Raw genomic sequence first — 18,863 nt, forward strand, 5'->3', positions numbered from 1 at the left:
CAGATCGTTCTATTATCATAGAGGATATTATAACGGAGAAGAGAAGTTTTCGTCACCTCTAACATTCTGACAGAGAATTACTCTGGAAGTCCCTGAATTGTGTTGCCACGAGTGAACTGTTGACTCTGGTCTGCCCAGCGAATGTTCAGCGAGCGAGATGTGAACAGATCCGGGCCGTCCGATACCTGCAAGTGCAGATGGGCTTCACTGGAGTTACCCGAATTGCCCAGCTCACCGATGAGGTCCCCCTGCTTGAGTTTATCTCCTTTTTTGACCGAAACACTGCCTTTCTTGATATGTGCTGTGATGCTGTATTCACCTTTGCCATGGTCAATTATTACATAGTTACCCGCCGGCTCTTCCGGATTCATCACACCCGGTACATTGTCCGGAATATCGTTCTTGATTTCAACGACGGTTCCATCCGCAGCAGCATAGAGTGGTTCACCAAAAGCATGGTAGCTTGCGTTTACCTTGGCATCCCCGTTATAACTGAAACCTTCTTTTGACCGAATGATATCCAACGCATAGCGCTGTGTTTCATGCTCATAATGATAGTTCGACATCACATCGTTGCCTCCCCAGAACACATACCATTCACCCTTTAAAGGGAAATGGAATTCGGTTTTGGTGAACTTTTGATCTGTATCCTCATGCGTTTCCAGCGGCTGGATCAACAGACCATCAATCTGATTGGCCTCGGCAAAATAGGCTCGAATCCCTTTTGTTCCTGTTTGATCCTTCCAGGCGAACTCGGTCAGATTGTTCATCTCAGCTGCGAACACTTGATCCAGGGAAGTTACTCCCTCCAGGAACTCGTCAGCAGACGTTTTAAGCTTTTCAAGTGTGATCGCTTCCTTCATTTGAGGACTAAACTGACGGTAAATATCTTCAATGGAACCCTTCATCAGGGTATCAACAAAATTGTCGGGTGTAACCATTGCAGTACCTTCTGAAGCGGAATTCTGTTCCTGATTGGATTTCTCGCTTGCTTCATTATTGGACGCCTGTTCAGCCGACTGCCGCTCCGCCTGGTTGGAAGTTATGGAGTTGCTGTTACCACAAGCAGACAATATCACGCAGGCTCCAAAGGTAATTGCAATCACCTTCCAACCCTTCCTATGCTTAAAGATCTGATGTGTCTGTTGGCCTGATTTCACATGACCTTCCCTCTTCATTCTCAACATCCCTTCAGTTATCGTTATACTTTCCAGTTAAGTGTACAGAATGAGTCTTATCCTTCGTCTAACCCCATCTTACATGTAGTTAAACTTGCAACGCCTTTTGAGGTTGTATAATTAAGATTCCGTTAAGATAGCTCATACGCTATACAGCCTTCTTGGATGGTATGATTAGCAATACACACAACAGAAGGATCAGGAGGTCATTTTTAAACTATGGATAACGTCTCATTACTGCTTGTGGATGATGAACAGGCGATTCTGCATATGCTCAAAACCGTTCTGCTCAAAGAGCAGTTTCTCGATATTGATACCGTTACAACAGGCGAAGCTGCCATTGAGGCATGCAACAACAAGACCTATCATTGCATCGTGCTCGACATCATGCTTCCTGGCAAAAGCGGACTGGAAATCTGTCCTTTTCTACGGCAGGTCACCGATGCGCCTATCCTGTTTCTGACGGCTAAAACAACCGATTATGACAAATTAACCGGATTCGCCGTTGGTGGCGATGATTATGTCGCCAAACCCTTTAATCCGCTGGAAGTCGTTGCTCGAATTAAATCATTACTGAAGCGTTATTTACCATCTAAAACCGCAGCGATCTCGGATCACGTCCCATCTAACGTAAATACGTCATCTCCCAGCACATCGGAAGGCGTGTACGACTTTGGACGATTCCAGGTACTGGAGTGGGCTGGTGAGCTTCGGGTTGAAGGAGAGTCCGTATCCTGTCCGGCACTTGTGTTTCAACTGCTGCTCTTCTTCTGCAAACATCCCAATCGAATCTTCACCAAATCAGATCTATATGAACGGGTCTGGGGCTCTGAAGCCATTAGTGATGACAATACCGTGATGGTTCATATTCACCGCATTCGGGAGCGCATTGAAGCCGATCCTTCCAATCCGGTGTTTCTCGTCAACGTCCGGGGTCTGGGTTACAAACTGATTCAGCCGGAACATGTGTCACGCCCATGAGTATTCGTCGCAGGTTAATGACCCGGTTTATCGGGATGCTTGCCGGTGCAGTCGTTCTTATCATCCTGCTTGGGTCTGTAGCCACTTACTGGGTCGTTCAAAGGGTAAATGAAGTGAATCTGGTAGATGATTTTGCTGTTAATGGTCTGGACCAATTGATTAATACTGCAGAGATTCTGCCAGATAATACGATCCAATATGACCCCGAATTGCTGAAACAAGTGGATAAAAATCAAGGCTGGCTCCAGGTTCTGGATGAACAAGGTTACGCTATTGATGAATATCACACACCTGCCGATGTTCCTACTCGCTATAAACCGGGGGAATTGATTGCATACTGGGAAAGCCAGAAGCCGTTCCCTTATCAGATTGTGATGCTGATTCGGGAGAAAAACGGGAAGGAATTCACCTTGTTATATGGTGAGAGTAACCCGGCCAAGTCCTTAATGAATAAGATTCGTTCAGACCTTGCTTTCACCAACGGGAAGCTTGATCTTCAGCCCGACCAACAGGAGGCCCTCCGTGCCGCCAATGCTTATCTTCAAGTATTGGACGCGTCAGGAAGCGAACTCTCCTCCTATAACAAACCGGCCATGGGCGTACCTAGCGAATACACCATTCAGGAACTCGTTCTGCAAGTTCGCTATCCGAGTCGATCAGGTATGTCTGTTGCAACGTGGTACGACGAACAGAATGAAACTACCTGGCTGATTAGCATACCTAGTGATCCATTGGCGACCGGAAATCAAAACCCCTACAATTTTATCTTGGAACCGGCATTGGTCGTATTGATCGTATCCATCATCATTCTGCTCATTTTGCTTGCCTTCTGGTATGCCAACCGATTCGGTTCACCCATGCTGCATATGCTCCAATGGTTACAGCGTCTGGAACGAGGACATTACGAGGAACCTGCCGGAGCCTTTGGAGTTCCTCGCAGTCAGCGTCGTAACGGAAAGTGGAAGCGAAAATACAACGTGTATGCTGAAGTGCTTCGCTCCATGCAGGCCCTGTCTCACACTTTGAAGCAAGATGAAGAACTTCGGAAACAGAACGATTCTCTGCGGGAGGAGTGGATTGCTGGCATAACACATGACCTGAAGACACCCCTCTCCTCCATTCAGGGATATGCTCATATGCTTGAGGCGGATAAGTATAGCTGGACCGCGGAGGAAGTCAGGGAATTCGCAGGCATAATGCTCGATAAGTCCATGTATATGGACAGGCTTGTCAACGACCTCGCCATGACTTATCGATTACGCAGTGGAGGATATCAACCTGTAGTGGAAGAGACTGACGTAAATACGTTACTCCGTGATCTGATCCAGCGCGCAGAACGGAATCCGGCATATGGAGAAAGTCGTATCATATTCCAACCTTCCGAAGTGCCTGTGTATGGACTTGTCCATATTCCGTCGTTTGAACGAATCGTGGATAATCTGACGGCCAATGCCCTTCTTCATAATCCGCCAGAGTCCATCCTGGTTGTCAGTGTGCATTCTGGTAAGCAGGCAGATGAATTCAGCATTCAGTTTGTCGATAATGGAAGAGGTATGGACCCCGAGACGGTATGGAAGTTATTTGAACGATACTATCGCGGTACAGATACAGGAACATCGGACGTTGGATCAGGGCTGGGCATGGCGGTAACCAAAAGTTTGATCGAAGCCATGAATGGTCGTATTGAGGTACAGTCCACCCCTGGTGAAGGAACGATCATTCGCTTAATATGGGATGGGCCGTCCGAAACGAATTAAAATGTTCCGCTTGACCTTTCCATTTTCAGTCTATATAATCGACACTCAATAACACCTGTTCCAATATATTGATATTGAATGCAACATATTTCAGGATAACTTTAATGAGTTGATCTAACATATTTGGCGATGACCAGAGACATGATTTCGTTTGCGTGCTGCCCAGAGAGAGAGGGGATTGGTGAAACCTTCTTCAGCGAACGGACCGGAATTACCCCTCTGCAGCCGTGACCTCGAACCTCAGCATTTCGAACTTCCTTCGGATGTTCGGCATGCTGCCAGTAGAGTTCACCGCCTGATCCCCGATAACGGATTCCAATGAGGGTTATGATGTTTCCTGTTCACGGCGGCTGGTCGAGATCAGGGTGCACCATAACCAAATTAGGGTGGAACCACGAGCCAAGCGCACTCGTCCCTTTTCCGGGACGGGTGTTTTTTGCGCTTTCATTTTAAGAAATGGAGAGTGGTTCACATGAGCAAACAAGAAAACAGTAACTCAGTAAACAACAAATCAGGTAACGAAATAAACAACCAAGCAAATGATCTTCAACCATCCAGTCATTCCATTGAGGTCCGTCTGCAAGGTGGTGCGGTACGTTCTTACGAAGCAGGCATCACTGTAGGCGCGGTTGCCTCATCTATCAGCACAAGCCTGGGAAAACAGGCCATTGGCGGTATTGTAGATGGTCAGAATGTTGATCTCGATTGGGTGCTCAAGCAAGATTGCCAACTTGTTATCGTTACTTTGAACAGCGCGGAAGGTCTGTATCGTTATCGTCACAGCGCAGCACATGTGCTCGCACAGGCACTCAAACGCATCTACGGTGCGGAACAAGTGAAACTGGGTATCGGCCCAGTCATTGAAGATGGATTCTATTACGATGTTGATCTGGAGCATACCTTGTCCATCAGTGATCTGGCTGCCATTGAACGGGAAATGAACAAAATTATTCAGGAAAATGAAAAGATCAGTCGACGGGTCGTTAGCCGGGAAGAAGCCCTCCGTATCTTCGGAGAAATCCAGGACCCTTACAAGCTTGAACTCATTCAGGATTTGCCAGAGGATGCCGAACTTTCAATCTATGATCAAGGAGAGTTCTTCGATCTGTGTCGCGGTCCCCATCTTCCATCCACTGGCCGGATCAAAGCGTTCAAGCTGCTGAATGTGGCTGGTGCGTACTGGCGGGGCAACTCGGATAATAAGATGCTGCAACGCATCTACGGCACTGCTTTCCCGAACAAAGCCCAGCTGGATGAACATCTGCACATGCTCGAAGAAGCAAAAAAACGGGATCATCGTAAACTCGGCAAAGAGCTTGAACTGTTCATGTTCTCCGAAGAAGCGCCCGGCATGCCCTTTTATCTGCCCAAAGGTATGACTGTTCGCACTGAACTCGAGCAGTTCTCCCGTGAGCTGCAATTACAGGAAGGTTATCAGGAAGTTCGGACTCCTCTCATGATGAACAACCGGCTGTGGGAGCAATCCGGTCACTGGGAGCATTACAAGGACAACATGTATTTCTCGGAAGTGGACGATGCCACTTTTGCACTGAAACCGATGAACTGTCCTGGGCACATGCTGATCTTCAAAAATACACTCCATTCCTATCGCGAATTACCAATTCGCATGATGGAATTTGGTCAGGTTCACCGTCATGAATTCTCAGGTTCCTTGAACGGCATGATGCGTGTGCGGACATTCTGCCAGGATGATGCCCATCTCTACGTCATGCCAGAGCAGATCGAGGACGAGATCAATCAGGCGATCTCACTGATCGGACGTATGTACGATATCTTTGGATTCGAATATAAGATTGAATTGTCCACTCGTCCGGAAGATTCCATGGGATCGGAAGAACTGTGGGATCAGGCGGAACGTGCCCTGCAAAATGTTCTGGATCGTCGGGGCGTGGAGTATCGCATTAACGAAGGGGACGGTGCCTTTTATGGACCGAAAATTGACTTTCATATCCTCGATGCACTCAAACGCAGCTGGCAGTGCGGAACAATCCAGCTTGATTTTCAGATGCCGGAGAAGTTCGACCTCACTTATATTGGCGAGGATAGCCTGAAACACCGTCCGGTCGTGATCCACCGTGCCATCTACGGCTCCATTGATCGTTTCATCGGCATCCTGACTGAGCACTATGCAGGAGCGTTCCCACTCTGGCTTGCACCTGTGCAAGTGAAGCTCCTACCTGTGTCAGATCATTACGCAGACTATGCGCTCCAAGTACAGAGCCAACTCCGGGCTGCGGGCATTCGGGTAGAAACAGATCTGCGCAGCGAGAAACTTGGATACAAAATCCGTGAAGCCCAGATGGAAAAAGTTCCTTATTCGCTCGTACTTGGAGAGAATGAGAAAAATGCCTCATCCGCCTCTGTCCGTGCATACGGTCAGGGAGATCAAGGCATTCAACCTATTGAAGCTGTTATTGAAATGATCCAACAAGCTGTGAAGGCAAAAGTCTGAACCACATCCGCATCACAACTTCTCGTCAGGCTTTAGCCCCACCTGTTCTTCGCTCCATGTCCAGAAACGCTCAGCTGAAGCATCATCAACGGCATGTTTCTTCAGCTGCTGCTCTTTCTGTTGATAGAAGTAACGCCCGGTGATCCCGACGACTTCAGGGCTTGTAGCCAGATAAACAGCCGTTCGTGCCCCTTCTTCAGGGGACAGAAAGAATGGAAGTTTACCTGCAAACGCCATAATGCGTGTGCCAAATCCGGTATTGCGATCTACGCCAATACTCGTTCCCACCGCACCAGGGTGTAGACAGTTCACTGTGACAGACGTACCTGACAGTTTGCGAGCCAGTGCACGAGTGAACAGCACGTTCGCCAATTTGGATTGAGCATAGCTTTTGATCGGATTATAACCTGTGTGCAGATGTGGATCTTCGAAGTGGATTTTGCCGGCCTTGTAAGCACCTGACGAAACGTTCACAACTCGTCCCTGCTTCGCAGCTTTCAGAGGTTCTATCAAAAGTAAAGTCAGCAGGAAATGTCCCAGATGGTTAATACCGATACTTTGTTCGAACCCATCTGAGGTTTCCTTCCGCTTGACCATCACCACCCCCGCATTATTAACCAGAACGTCAAGGCGATCATGACGCTCGCGGAATGTGCGGGCAAACTGGCGTATACTTTCGAGTGAACCCAGGTCACACAGCATCAATTCAATCGTAGAAGAGCCGGACTGACGCACAGCTTCCTGAAGAGCCTCCTGTCCGCGCTTCTCACTGCGGCATGCCATGATTACGCGATATCCTTGTCTTGCAAGTTCAATGGTGGTTGCCAACCCCATACCTGAGTTAGCTCCTGTTACAATTGCTGTCTGATTGGACATGAGGTACTTCCCTTCTGAACCTGAGGTTCCGAAATTAGAGGCGCGACGACGGACAATATGAGATAATGATAGGATCACATCTCGGTTTCCATGGGAGGACAAGTATGCTGACCAAAGAAGATTTTAAAAAAGTTAAAAAACAAGCCAAACTTGAAATCGCACTACTCGAACAGGAATATCAGGAAATCTTGCAGAACGTTGATTCTACGCTGTATGAAAAATACGGTATTTTGGACAAAGAAGAAACACGTGAGCTCACCCGAAAACGCAAAAACCGAAGATATGCTTCACTCGTCATCGAACTATGCGCCATTATTGAACAAATGTTACATCAACTGTACAGAGACGTATATCAGAAAAAGTTTAATTCGACCCAGCTGATGAAAACTCCTGCCTACCGTGCACGCTCCAACATGGAGATCATTCAAGCCGAACTGAGTAAAGAGTTCATTGCTCTGGAATCCGAAAAAGAACACTTCGCTGAAGCCCTTGGTCTGGTATTTCAGACGAGGAACAAACTTGTTCATGATAATTTCTCGTTTATCTCCAGCGTTAAGGATGGCAGTAATGAAGAAGAAACGTTTGAAGCACTGCTCCATACCGTTAAAAAATATAGAAAACACTTAAAATACAATCGCCCTGAATAACAACAATCATCGCTAAAAAAGAAAAGGAGGTGTACCGGACTACGGTCCGGATCACCATGAGCCATCCAACAACTTCGATTACTGTGTTAAATCTCCAGATTCCGACACCTTCTGGGAACAGCCCCATATTCCCTGTCATGCTTCGTGATGAAGATGGCGTTACCTTGGTGGATACAGGCATGATTGGCCAATTTGCCGAACTTCAATCCGCGTTGGAACAAGAGGGCGTACAGCTCTCGGACGTGAAACGTGTGATTATTACCCATCAGGACATCGATCATATCGGTAACTTGGGTGCTCTTTTGGATGCCATCCCTGATCTGGAAATCTGGGCACATGCCGATGAGATTCCATATCTAACCGGCGAGAAACCTTTGATCAAATTCACACCTGAACGTCGTGCTCTGCTGCCCGCGCCCGTTTTGGCACTGGCAGACCAACTGCTCTTGCAGCTGCCTGAAGTGAACATCAGCAGAACGCTGGCAGACGGAGACTTATTACCCCTTCAAGGCGGTACACAGGTCATTCATACACCGGGACATACACCAGGCCATATCTGCCTGTATTTCGGTGAGCAACAATTCCTGCTCGCTGCCGATGAACTTCGTGTGGTCGATGATGAACTGGTTGGCCCTGCGCCACCCGCAACACCGGACATGCCTGAAGCGCTGCGAAGCCTGAAGAAACTGACCGACCTTAAGCTCAATAAGGTTCTCTGTTATCACGGTGGAGAGTACACGATTGATCCGGCTCAGCGCATTGCCACACTTGCGGAGAGCGCAGAGTAAGAATAGAAAGCGGACTTGTGAGTGTTTTGGAACGACACAAGCATCCTACTAACGCTGTTTCTCTTCGTGCGGCATTGTGCGTTGCAGGCTCATTCAAGATTAGGATGACACATAGATTACAATCAAGGAGCTGTCCCATAAGTCATGAATTTGACGGGGACAGCTCCTTTGATTAATTAACCATGTGTATTTACCACTGCACTGGTGTTGACCGTATGATACCTCCTATTGCGCACGCCATGCATACAGTATGCACGCAGTATCTTATATTGCACCACGACATGTGCACAGTATCTTTCCCCTGCCCGTTTGGCAAAACAACTCACCTTGAAAATCCGTAGCGTAAATGTCCACTTTATTGACTGAGGCCCGCCTCTAACGAATTAAGCATACTCTAGACGCTAAAGTTGTTTTGTAACGAATCTCAGACACCCTATTAGAGCGATTTAGATTCAGGGCACTTCAGGGCTTTGGCTCAAGATAAGCGGCAAACGTTCGTTTTAAACTTACTCCATCCACTACCTTACGGCGAGACGAGTTCGGTTCGACGCTGTCCTGCAACACTGATTTTATATCTCCTGACTCCAGACTTAACTCTCCGGGGTAAGTACAATCAGCTTGTCATCCCCATCTCGTGGCGATCCTCGTCCATCCCGATTGTTGGTAAGCACGTATAACTTTCCATCCTCGCCAGCACTCACATTGCGAATCCGGCCCCATTCATCTTCGAAGATCGGTTCCACCTTCTCCACCTGTGTGCCATCTTCCGAAAGAGTAACCTTCAGCAACTGCTCTCCACGCAGATTTGCAGCAATCAGTGATCCAGCCCAAGGTCCTTCCTCAACAAAAGCTACACCAGACGGCGCCCATGTATCACTCCCACTATGTGCAAGCGGAGCCTGATATGCGCCATTGTCATCGTCGTCTCCCTCCACCTCGGGCCAGCCATAATTCTCACCAGCTACAATCCGATTAATCTCATCATGATTACGCTGACCATGCTCAGTAGAATAGAGGTAACCGTTGTCCGGGTTCCAGGCCAGTCCCTGTGCGTTACGGTGTCCCATACTGTATACAGGTGAATTCGGCCATGGGTTGTCTGCCGGGATCGACCCGTCGAGACCTATCCGCAATATTTTACCTCCAAGGCTATCTTCGTTCTGTGACAATTCCGGCTCATAACGTTCACCTGTCGTGATATAGAGCAACTTGTCCGGGCCAATTTTGATCCGCCCACCATTATGATTTGTTCCGCCTGGAATGTTACCAAGCAACTCTTGATCTATGACCGCTTTGCCATCGTTCACCTTGAGGCGTAATACTCGATTGGCAATGTCGTCGCCTTCCAGATAGGAGTGATATGCATACAGATAACCGTTATCCTCGAAGTCCGGATCAGCTGCAAGGCCCAACAGACCTCCCTCACCTTCTTCATTAAATGGGGCTGAGAATTCAATCAGTGGTTCAGGGGCTAGTTTTCCATCCTCAATGACTCGAATCGCACCAGGGCGTTCCGTTACGAACATCCGACCATCAGGCACACTCACAATCTCCCATGGTGCATTCAATCCTTCAACCAGAACGGAAGCCTGATACGGAATAACCGTCTCTCCCTGCGCTCCACTCTCATTTCCACTTGCACCGGTATTGCTTCCATTCGCTGTCTGTCCCTGACCTGTTCCCTGTCCCTGAGACGTCTGCTCTACTCCTCCCGTTGAGGGTTCGCCTGAAGAGCATGACGCGGTTAACAGAGCCACACTTAATAATGAAGCATACAGTGGTACGTTTACTCGATTATTCATGATTACATCTCCCTTCGCATATCGTTCTTTTTATATAAAATAAATAAGCCATGCTTCAACGTATTGTTAATGTATTGCTCTCTATAGTTGTGACGCTATTATTCATGTGTAAAGCGGTTTCGCCCTGTATTACCCTTCATACCAGCCGCTTAAACCGAGAAATCAAGGGATTCCGAGGACATGAAATCATCGCAGTTTGGAATTCCATCATAATCTTTTATAATAGAAGGATAGTATGAATGGAAAGGTGGACAACTACACTTATGAATCAAAACCCTTTATCTCGTCTTGAAGCCGATCTGTCCGGGCAAGGATTGGACGCCATGCTGATCACAGATCCGAAACATATCTACTATTTAACTGGATTTGCAAGCAATCCGCATGAACGCTTCCTAGGTCTGGTTCTCGCACGTGGCGAGGAACCATTATTGATTGTACCCGCCCTGGACGCTGAAGCTGCCGCAGCCGCTTCCTCGGTATCCAACATTGCTACTCACACGGATACGGATAATCCATACGCTTTGTTTGATCGTTATCAGGGGCGCTTGGGCCGAGTAGGTCTCGAAAAAGAATACGTGACAGTCGCACGTTATGAGCAACTGACCGCCGCGCTGGGTGCTGCCAGCTTTGAGGATGTTGGCCCCCTGCTTCGCACATTACGTGTGAAAAAAACACCTGATGAGGTAGCCCGCATTCGCCACGCCATTCATCTGATCGAAGAAACATTGCGTCAAGGCATCTCTCATGTTCGCACAGGCGTAACCGAGATTGAACTTGTCGCCGAGATGGAGTATCAGATGAAAAAGCTGGGTGCCGATGGCCCTTCCTTTGATACCATGGTGCTCACGGGACCCAAAACAGGTCTGCCACACGGTACACCGGGTGAACGGAAACTGCAACATGGTGACCTGTTGATGTTTGACATGGGTGTCTATGCTGGAGGATATGCCTCGGACATCACACGGACATTCGCCTTTGGTGACATCTCACCTGAACTCAAAACTATCTATAACACGGTGCTCGCAGCGAACGAAGCTGCTATCCAAATCGTGAAACCAGGCATCACCTGCGCTGAAGTGGATCGTGCAGCGCGCCAGGTCACGGAAGAAGCGGGATACGGCGAGCGTTTTATGCATAGAGTAGGCCATGGACTGGGTATTGACGTACATGAGTATCCTTCTCTCCATGGAGAGAATATGGACATCCTGAATGAAGGTACTGTATTCACGATTGAGCCGGGCATATATACCGCAGCAGGCGGCGTCCGCATTGAGGATGATGTAATTGTGACCGAAACGGGTGTCGAAGTTCTGACGTCTTATCCAAAAGAACTGCAAATCCTTAGCGACTAATCCAATTGGATCTATGTCAAAACAGCCCATATACATCAATGCTCAGCCGATATTTTGCATCATGAACTAAACTGCACGAAACTGCGCTGAACTGTAATTTCAAAATAATATACTTTTTTCACGTACGCCTTAGGCCTGTATATAGAAAAAGTAGCAAGTACACACGCGAACGCAAAAATCCCGCAAATCCATGAATATCATGGGTTGCGGGATTGTAATTAATACAAAGCATATCCTAAAATTACTCCGTCTGCATTCTACGTAACATTATTCCTACTCACTCATTAACCATTAGTCAAAACTCATGCGTGATATCCTGCCAAGACTCCAGCTGTGGCAGCTGTTGCTTCCCCCAGTAATCCAGAAACCATTGAATAATCACAGTCGTATCTGTTGTGCTGCAGCTGTAATGTCGGAAACCGTCCTCGCCTTCCTGCAAACGAATCTCCGCCACCATCTGCCCTGGTTCCTCAAGCGCAGCAGCCTGCATATACATACTTCCCTCCACCAGCTCTGAAGGTGAAAGTACTACGTATTCCTGCAATTCCAGATTGGTGATCAACTCCACCAATAATGAGGCATTAATGCTATCATTCTCGTAGGTTGTGCCATTGCTTTCCAGTGTATAACGCAGTGTAGAGTACATGTGCGATTCCCCTTTGGTTGAAATCATCGTTGCTAATGATACACGCTTATAACGACAGGTCGTTTATATTATAACTTTTTCATAAAAATGTAAAAAGGATTTTTCTTGTTTCGGGTCTTTTCTATGAAAAAAAACCCTTGCAGAGTCCGAATTACAATGGACTGCGCAGAGGGTGATTTTGAGTGATCCTCTTTGATTGTTGTCTAAGCTTCATCCTTAAACTTAAAGCTGCGTGCAGCATACAGAAACGGTGTTCCAACCGCAGTTAATACAAATTTGATAATATACGTGGTCAGGAAGATTTCCAGCCAAACATCCCAAGGGTAGATGAACGCAAACGCGATCGTGCAGAACACCAGTGTATCCACAAATGAACTGATGATCGAGCTACCGTTGGTACGTATCCACAACTGATTGCGCCCTGGAGCCACCTTGCGTAACCAGGAATACAATCGAACATCCAGGAACTGACTGATGAAGTACGCTGTCAAACTTCCGAGGGCCAGACGTGGCAGCAGACCGAACAATGTTTTCATCGAATCCTGAGCAAAGTCCGTTGGTGCCGGGTCAAAGTACAACACCATCTGCATCAGAACCGTAGTCATGATGAGCGTGAAAAACCCGAACCATACGGCTTTGCGCGCCTCACCTGGTCCATACTTCTCATTAAGAAGGTCACTGGTCAGGTACATGCTGACATACATCGTGTTGCCAAGCGTCAGTACAATCCCCATAATATCTATCGTTTTGGTCACCTGAATGTTGGCTATAACCGTAGCCACACCAATCCAGGCATAGAGACCTTTTTTACCGAACAAGCGGTAACACAACAGGAAAAATCCATAAGTTACGAGAACAAAAACTGCTCCCCACCCTAAGTTAAACATAAATACATACACTGCCTTCCTAGTTTTGATTACGCGGGATGGTTACGAACCGCGGTTTGGCTCAGGGCCAAAACATGAATACTCTATCACATTTCTCGTCCCATGAACAGAACTAAATAACTCCAGGTCTGCCTGAGTGACAGTATAATTGGATTGCCACAAAAAAAACCGCCCTCCAGATTCCTCCGAAGGACGGCTTTTCCCACTTGGCTTATAGACGGCTCTAGATATCTTAATATAAGCCTCTATCTAATCCATTTACGCCTGAACAGCTGAATCCAGCTCACGGCTCTGATCATTGAATGTGTCATGATCATTTTCTTTCAAAATTTTGCTGGTTACGAGTCCTGAAGTCATGGACCCGTTCACGTTAAGCGCTGTACGACCCATGTCGATCAGCGGCTCCACGGAAATGAGTAGTCCAACCAGAGCCACAGGCAGATTCATGGTGGACAATACGATCAGGGAAGCGAAGGTTGCCCCGCCGCCAACGCCAGCCACACCAAACGAACTGATCATGACTACAAGGATCAAAGTCACAATGAAGTCCCAGCTCAGCGGGTCGATGCCGACCGTCGGAGCAATCATCACCGCCAGCATGGCCGGATAGATCCCGGCGCAGCCGTTTTGCCCAATTGTAGCACCAAAGCTTGCAGACAAGTTGGCAATACCGTCGGATACGCCCAGTTTCTTCGTCTGTGTCTCCACATTCAGCGGGATCGCTGCTGCACTTGAACGGGATGTAAAGGCAAATACCAGTGTTGGCAGAACCTTTTTCACATACGTAATCGGGTTGAACCCGGACAGTGAGATAATGATCAGGTGAATAATAAACATGATCGCCAGCGCGATATAAGACGCAATCACGAATTTGATGAGCTTTAATATCTCTTCCGCATTGGTTGTCGCCGTTACCTTTGTAATCAGTGCTAGAATCCCGTAAGGCGTAAGCCTCAGCACCAGCGTAACAATTCGCATAACCACCGCATATACCGCATTAACCATACCGCGGAACGTCTCCGCCTGCTGAGGTTTTTTGCGATCCAGTCCAAGTACAGCTACACCGATGAACGCGGAGAAGATAACCACCGCCAGTGTGGATGTACGACGTTCTCCTGTCATATCTGCAAATGGATTCGAAGGAATGAATTCCAGCACTTGCTGCGGGATGGTCTGATCCTTCACATCAACAAGCCGTTCCTCCACCTTCTGAATCTGCGCATTCTCCCGGTCTCCTCCTTGAATCTCAATGGAAGTCAGGTTAAAGCCAAGGCTCGTTACAATGCTGACCCCTGCGGCAATCGCTGTGGTGATCAACAGAATGGCAATAATGGAAACACTCATCTTGCCGAGATTTTGCTTGCCCTTCAGATTCATAATGGCTGAGATGATCGATACCATGATCAATGGAATCACGACCATTTGCAACAAACGAACATATCCTGAACCGACCAGATTGAACCAATCGACTGATTTCGTAACTACATCAGAACCTGATGTGTACACCAATTGGAGAATAACCCCGTAAACAACCCCCAGTCCCAGACCCGCAAATACGCGTTTCGTAAAGGAGATATGCTTTTTCTGCATCCAGTAGAGGATGCCAAGTAAGGCAAGCATAACCACTACATTCAATATGACTAGAAAAGTATCCATTTCTTTAAATCCTCCTCAGGCATGTGTGTAACCGAAAAATATCCGGTTTTCTCTTTTATCTTTTTGTACTTCCGACAAAGACATTTTACAATATAACATATAACAAACTATTCTGGTAGGTATTAATTGATATTATGTAATATGCATGTAATAGATTCATGTATTTCTGAAAAAAATACACCAATTCGTGAAAATTGTTCTATTCAACCTCCGGTTAATTTTGTAATATAGGTATATCCGCTTATTCCCAAGTTTTCTCAACATAAAATTTAGGTCTTTCTTCATTGGTAGATAGGTCTTATGAGTACGGAAAAGCGATAATGTTAATGAACTTGACGTGAAAGGATGATCATATGTTTCGTAATCGCACCGTTGCCGGTAAAATCAGAGGCACATTGTTCCTCGTTCTGCTGGTTGCTTCTCTGTTGTTCAGTATCAGTTTCTATGCCGTGTCGATGAATATTATTCAAAGCTACGTGCTACCGCAGTTTGACAAAGTCCTAAACACGTCCATTCAGGATATATACAAGAATACTTCAGCATCCAAAATCCTACAGGTACAGAGTGGCGGAGCCGGTTCTGAAGGTGCTGCTATGACCGTGGAATCGTATCTGGCCGAAAAAGCAAAAGAACATAATTTGGATGCGGCTTACGTGGTTGCTATTCAAGATGGCTCAGCCAAAGTCGTTGTGGCCAATTCTTCCTCAAACATGAAAGCTCAGGATGAGATTAGTGTAGAACCCGCAATGAATGCAGCTATTGAGAACAAAGAAATGGTAATCAGTGAGGTCTACTCCGATTCCTTTGGTGTACATAAAGCAGCCTTTATCCCCATTGCAGGAAGTAACATGATTATGGCTGTGAGCATGGATGCCCAGTTCATTCAAGACAAGATTACTCAGATTTTCTGGTTGTGTCTTGGGATTACAGCATTAGTGTTTGTGCTCGGCTGGCTTATCTCCACTAGTATGATCAAAAGAGTTACCAAACCAATCATCAAGCTTGTCCAACATAGCAAACAAATATCCCAGGGTGATCTGACCGCTGAACTCCAGATCAAAGGCAAAGATGAAATTGCCCAGCTTGCCGCAAGCTTCCAGACGATGACGCATAACCTGAAAGAAATGATCAGCCGTGCCTTGTCCACGTCCAATGAAGTTGTGTCAGGCTCCAATGACCTGCTTCAGCGGGTTGAATCGATGTCCGGTATGGTACGAAACTCCAGTCGCTCCGCAGAAGATGCAGAAAAAGGAAGCATCAGCATTGCGTCAAGCGCATCCGAAAACGCCAGAGCTATGGAAGAAATTACGCAAGGTATCATGCATATTGCTTCTTCTTCCGCTGAAGTGTCTGACCAGATTGGTGAAGCAGCCAACGAGGCAGTTAACGGTAACCGACTGGCTCAGAATGCCATTGAGCAGATGGAGCGTGTAGGCCAGACAGCAAGCGAATCGTTGCGTTATGTCGAAACTATGAATGAACGTTCGGTAGCCATCGGCACCATTGTTGCTTCCATTTTTGAAATCACCAAACAGATTAACATGCTGTCACTCAACGCCTCCATTGAAGCAGCACGTGCCGGAGAGCATGGCCGCGGATTCGCTGTTGTTGCTGGAGAAGTTCGCAAACTTGCCGAGCAATCCAAGACAGCCACCGAAGAAATTTCGGATTATCTGGGTACCATTCGTGAAGATGCTGAACGCTCGGTTGATGCCATGAACCGTGTAACCCAGGAGATTGGTTCAGGCACAACTGTCGTTCAACAAGCAGGCTCAGCCTTCCAGCAACTGAATGAATTGATTCAGAACGTGAATCTGACCATTCAGACCGTCTCTGCTTCTACTCAACAAGTATCTGCTGGTGCTGAAGAAGTGAGTGCATCCGTTGAAGAAACGGCACAGATTACGACCAAATCCCGTGAAAGTATGCTACAGATTGCTTCAACAGCAGATCTTCAGCTCAGCGAGATGGATTCACATTCGAATACAGTTCGTCATCTGCATGAACAAGCTGTAGAGCTGCAATCCGCTATGAAAAATTTCAAAATAAACTAACAGGTTAACCATTAACCTATCATCACCTGTTTTAAACCTCATTTAATCATAGGATATACAATACCCCCATGCCGCTAACATTCCGTTTCTAGAGAACGGTTTGCCGGACATGGGGGTATTGTTGTTTCACTCGGGTGTCTGAACACCCATAATCTCGTACACGCGCTTCATATCCAATGCCGAACGTAACGATTCGGCTACCCGATCAAACTCCATCTCCTTACGCTCATGCGCACTATACGTCTCCTGAAGTGGAGCCAGTCCCTTTCCTGCACGCAAAGCATTCAGCCAAGAACGTCGGAATTGATCACTTTCAAACAAACCATGCAGGTAGGTTCCCCACACACTGCCATCTACTGAGCCCCAGCCTTCTTGGAAAGGTTGACCACCTGGATGTGAGATTTCAAACAACGCGGTTACACGTCCAGGCTCTTGACACTCCGTAACGCCCATATGAATCTCATATCCGTTAATGGGTAATGAAGCACCTGCTTCATCTTGCTCACCATACAGACGAATCGGGTGATCAGGCTGCACCCGTCCAGAAGCTCTGACGGTCTGCTTGTTCTGAAGAAACGTTGTCGTTAGCGGGAGCCAACCAAGTCCTTTCGCTTCCTGAATCTGATTCGCTTCCACAGCAAATGGGTCCTTCAGATGTCGCCCCAGCATCTGGTACCCGCCACATATTCCTACGAGCTGAACATGCTCACGCTCGGTCTGGCTGGCAATCGCTTGCTCCAACCCTGACTCTCGCAGAAACGCCAGATCCCCTATCGTATCCTTCGTACCCGGCAGAAGAATAGCATCCGGACTACCCAATTCCTCTGGCGAGGTCACGTAACGCACATTCACATCCGGTTCACGGGAAAGTGCATCAAAGTCTGTAAAGTTGGAAATTCGCGGATATCGGATCACCGCCAGATCCAGCTCAGTATTGCCGGATTTCCCATGACGCATGGAGTCCAGCACCACTGAATCCTCTGCTTCAATCTGAATATCTCTTATGTAAGGCAATACACCTAATACTGGAATGCCTGTCCGTTCTTCGAGCCAGTCGAGTCCTGGCTGCAACAGGGACAGGTCACCGCGAAACTTGTTGATAATGAACCCTTTGACACGCGCCACCTCATGGGGTTCCAGCAGCTCCAGCGTACCTACAATGGAAGCGAACACCCCGCCCCGATCAATATCGGAGATCAGAATCACCGGCGCATCTGCCCAACCTGCCAGATTCATGTTGACGATATCCCGATCCTTCAGATTGATCTCGGCCGGACTGCCCGCTCCTTCCATCAGCACAATATCATAGGCATCCCGTAGCCGGTTCAACGCATCCATAACCGTCTGCTTTGCTTCAGGCAGGAAATGCTGTCGGTAGTCTGATGCACTCATCTGAGCAAAAGGTACACCGTGTACCACGATCTGCGAATGCATGTCCCGCACCGGCTTGATCAGGATTGGGTTCATGTCGGTTGTCGCCTCAATACCGCAGGCTTCGGCCTGTGCTCCCTGAGCCCGACCAATCTCCTTGCCATCTTCCGTCACATAGGAATTCAGTGCCATATTCTGTGACTTGAACGGAGCAGGCTTGAAGCCATCCTGCTTGAATATACGGCATAAAGCCGTTGTGATGACACTTTTGCCCACATCAGAAGCCGTTCCTTGCAGCATGAGTACCGCCGCTGTTTGCTGTACATGCCTATCTTCCACACTCTCTCCCCCCCTGTCTCCGTGTTATATCCAGATCACCTTGCTCCCAACCTCAT

Annotated in this window: 14 protein-coding genes; 7 read left to right on the top strand and 7 right to left on the bottom strand. The window is 47.5% G+C overall.

Going from position 1 to position 18,863, the window contains the following annotated elements:
- Positions 1-77 precede the first annotated feature (77 nt).
- A complete protein-coding gene (locus FE296_RS22875; protein ID WP_223869005.1) occupies positions 78-1,106 on the bottom strand; it encodes a M23 family metallopeptidase in 1,029 nt (342 codons plus the stop codon).
- 291 nt (positions 1,107-1,397) lie between these two features.
- Here FE296_RS22875 and FE296_RS22880 point away from each other — a divergent pair, with 291 nt between their 5' ends.
- From FE296_RS22880 to thrS, 3 genes are all read left to right on the top strand, one after another.
- Positions 1,398-2,159: a response regulator transcription factor gene (locus FE296_RS22880; RefSeq protein WP_091015214.1), complete on the top strand. Its 762-nt coding sequence runs from the start codon at positions 1,398-1,400 to the stop codon at positions 2,157-2,159.
- Positions 2,156-3,916 (top strand): sensor histidine kinase, encoded by a 1,761-nt coding sequence (locus FE296_RS22885; protein WP_124113470.1) that lies wholly within the window; start codon positions 2,156-2,158, stop codon positions 3,914-3,916. The genes FE296_RS22880 and FE296_RS22885 overlap by 4 nt, the downstream gene beginning before the upstream one ends.
- Before the next feature lie 472 nt (positions 3,917-4,388).
- On the top strand, positions 4,389-6,389 hold the full coding sequence (thrS, locus tag FE296_RS22890) for a threonine--tRNA ligase (protein ID WP_223869006.1): 2,001 nt from the start codon (positions 4,389-4,391) through the stop codon (positions 6,387-6,389).
- A 12-nt stretch (positions 6,390-6,401) separates the two neighbouring features.
- On the opposite strand, the gene FE296_RS22895 is transcribed toward thrS, so the two are convergent.
- Positions 6,402-7,265: an SDR family oxidoreductase gene (locus FE296_RS22895; protein WP_124113469.1), complete on the bottom strand. Its 864-nt coding sequence runs from the start codon at positions 7,263-7,265 to the stop codon at positions 6,402-6,404.
- 104 nt (positions 7,266-7,369) lie between these two features.
- On the opposite strand from FE296_RS22895, the gene FE296_RS22900 reads away from it, so the two are divergent.
- Both FE296_RS22900 and FE296_RS22905 read left to right on the top strand, forming a co-directional pair.
- Positions 7,370-7,912: a hypothetical protein gene (locus FE296_RS22900; RefSeq protein ID WP_124113468.1), complete on the top strand. Its 543-nt coding sequence runs from the start codon at positions 7,370-7,372 to the stop codon at positions 7,910-7,912.
- A 56-nt stretch (positions 7,913-7,968) separates the two neighbouring features.
- Positions 7,969-8,700 (top strand): MBL fold metallo-hydrolase, encoded by a 732-nt coding sequence (locus tag FE296_RS22905; RefSeq protein ID WP_150366661.1) that lies wholly within the window; start codon positions 7,969-7,971, stop codon positions 8,698-8,700.
- A 590-nt stretch (positions 8,701-9,290) separates the two neighbouring features.
- On the opposite strand, the gene FE296_RS22910 is transcribed toward FE296_RS22905, so the two are convergent.
- Positions 9,291-10,502, bottom strand: a complete 1,212-nt coding sequence (locus FE296_RS22910; RefSeq protein ID WP_124113466.1) for a PQQ-dependent sugar dehydrogenase — start codon at positions 10,500-10,502, stop codon at positions 9,291-9,293.
- A gap of 263 nt (positions 10,503-10,765) precedes the next feature.
- On the opposite strand from FE296_RS22910, the gene FE296_RS22915 reads away from it, so the two are divergent.
- Positions 10,766-11,854 (top strand): M24 family metallopeptidase, encoded by a 1,089-nt coding sequence (locus FE296_RS22915; protein ID WP_150366452.1) that lies wholly within the window; start codon positions 10,766-10,768, stop codon positions 11,852-11,854.
- 295 nt (positions 11,855-12,149) lie between these two features.
- Here the strand turns inward: FE296_RS22915 and FE296_RS22920 are convergent, their stop codons facing one another.
- From FE296_RS22920 to FE296_RS22930, 3 genes are all read right to left on the bottom strand, one after another.
- A complete protein-coding gene (locus FE296_RS22920; RefSeq protein WP_150366453.1) occupies positions 12,150-12,500 on the bottom strand; it encodes a hypothetical protein in 351 nt (116 codons plus the stop codon).
- Positions 12,501-12,703: 203 nt separating this feature from the next.
- Entirely contained in the window at positions 12,704-13,387 is a 684-nt protein-coding gene (locus tag FE296_RS22925) for a queuosine precursor transporter (RefSeq protein WP_100527911.1), read from the bottom strand.
- A gap of 258 nt (positions 13,388-13,645) precedes the next feature.
- Positions 13,646-15,043 (bottom strand): L-cystine transporter, encoded by a 1,398-nt coding sequence (locus FE296_RS22930; protein ID WP_124113463.1) that lies wholly within the window; start codon positions 15,041-15,043, stop codon positions 13,646-13,648.
- Positions 15,044-15,396: 353 nt separating this feature from the next.
- On the opposite strand from FE296_RS22930, the gene FE296_RS22935 reads away from it, so the two are divergent.
- Positions 15,397-17,097, top strand: a complete 1,701-nt coding sequence (locus FE296_RS22935) for a methyl-accepting chemotaxis protein (protein WP_150366454.1) — start codon at positions 15,397-15,399, stop codon at positions 17,095-17,097.
- A gap of 126 nt (positions 17,098-17,223) precedes the next feature.
- Here FE296_RS22935 and FE296_RS22940 read toward each other — a convergent pair whose 3' ends face one another.
- Positions 17,224-18,768, bottom strand: a complete 1,545-nt coding sequence (locus FE296_RS22940) for a cobyric acid synthase (RefSeq protein WP_150366662.1) — start codon at positions 18,766-18,768, stop codon at positions 17,224-17,226.
- Positions 18,769-18,863: the final 95 nt, after the last annotated feature.

It is taken from the genome of Paenibacillus sp. UASWS1643 (genome assembly GCF_008693195.1).
GTDB lineage: Bacteria > Bacillota > Bacilli > Paenibacillales > Paenibacillaceae > Paenibacillus > Paenibacillus amylolyticus_B.

Coding starts and splice junctions, on each gene's coding strand:
- FE296_RS22880 (WP_091015214.1), top strand. CDS start 1,398: ATGGATAACGTCTCATTACTGCTTGTGGATGATGAACAGGCGATTCTG.
- FE296_RS22885 (WP_124113470.1), top strand. CDS start 2,156: ATGAGTATTCGTCGCAGGTTAATGACCCGGTTTATCGGGATGCTTGCC.
- thrS (WP_223869006.1), top strand. CDS start 4,389: ATGAGCAAACAAGAAAACAGTAACTCAGTAAACAACAAATCAGGTAAC.
- FE296_RS22895 (WP_124113469.1), bottom strand. CDS start 7,265: ATGTCCAATCAGACAGCAATTGTAACAGGAGCTAACTCAGGTATGGGG.
- FE296_RS22900 (WP_124113468.1), top strand. CDS start 7,370: ATGCTGACCAAAGAAGATTTTAAAAAAGTTAAAAAACAAGCCAAACTT.
- FE296_RS22905 (WP_150366661.1), top strand. CDS start 7,969: ATGAGCCATCCAACAACTTCGATTACTGTGTTAAATCTCCAGATTCCG.
- FE296_RS22910 (WP_124113466.1), bottom strand. CDS start 10,502: ATGAATAATCGAGTAAACGTACCACTGTATGCTTCATTATTAAGTGTG.
- FE296_RS22915 (WP_150366452.1), top strand. CDS start 10,766: ATGAATCAAAACCCTTTATCTCGTCTTGAAGCCGATCTGTCCGGGCAA.
- FE296_RS22920 (WP_150366453.1), bottom strand. CDS start 12,500: ATGTACTCTACACTGCGTTATACACTGGAAAGCAATGGCACAACCTAC.
- FE296_RS22925 (WP_100527911.1), bottom strand. CDS start 13,387: ATGTTTAACTTAGGGTGGGGAGCAGTTTTTGTTCTCGTAACTTATGGA.
- FE296_RS22930 (WP_124113463.1), bottom strand. CDS start 15,043: ATGGATACTTTTCTAGTCATATTGAATGTAGTGGTTATGCTTGCCTTA.
- FE296_RS22935 (WP_150366454.1), top strand. CDS start 15,397: ATGTTTCGTAATCGCACCGTTGCCGGTAAAATCAGAGGCACATTGTTC.
- FE296_RS22940 (WP_150366662.1), bottom strand. CDS start 18,768: ATGCTGCAAGGAACGGCTTCTGATGTGGGCAAAAGTGTCATCACAACG.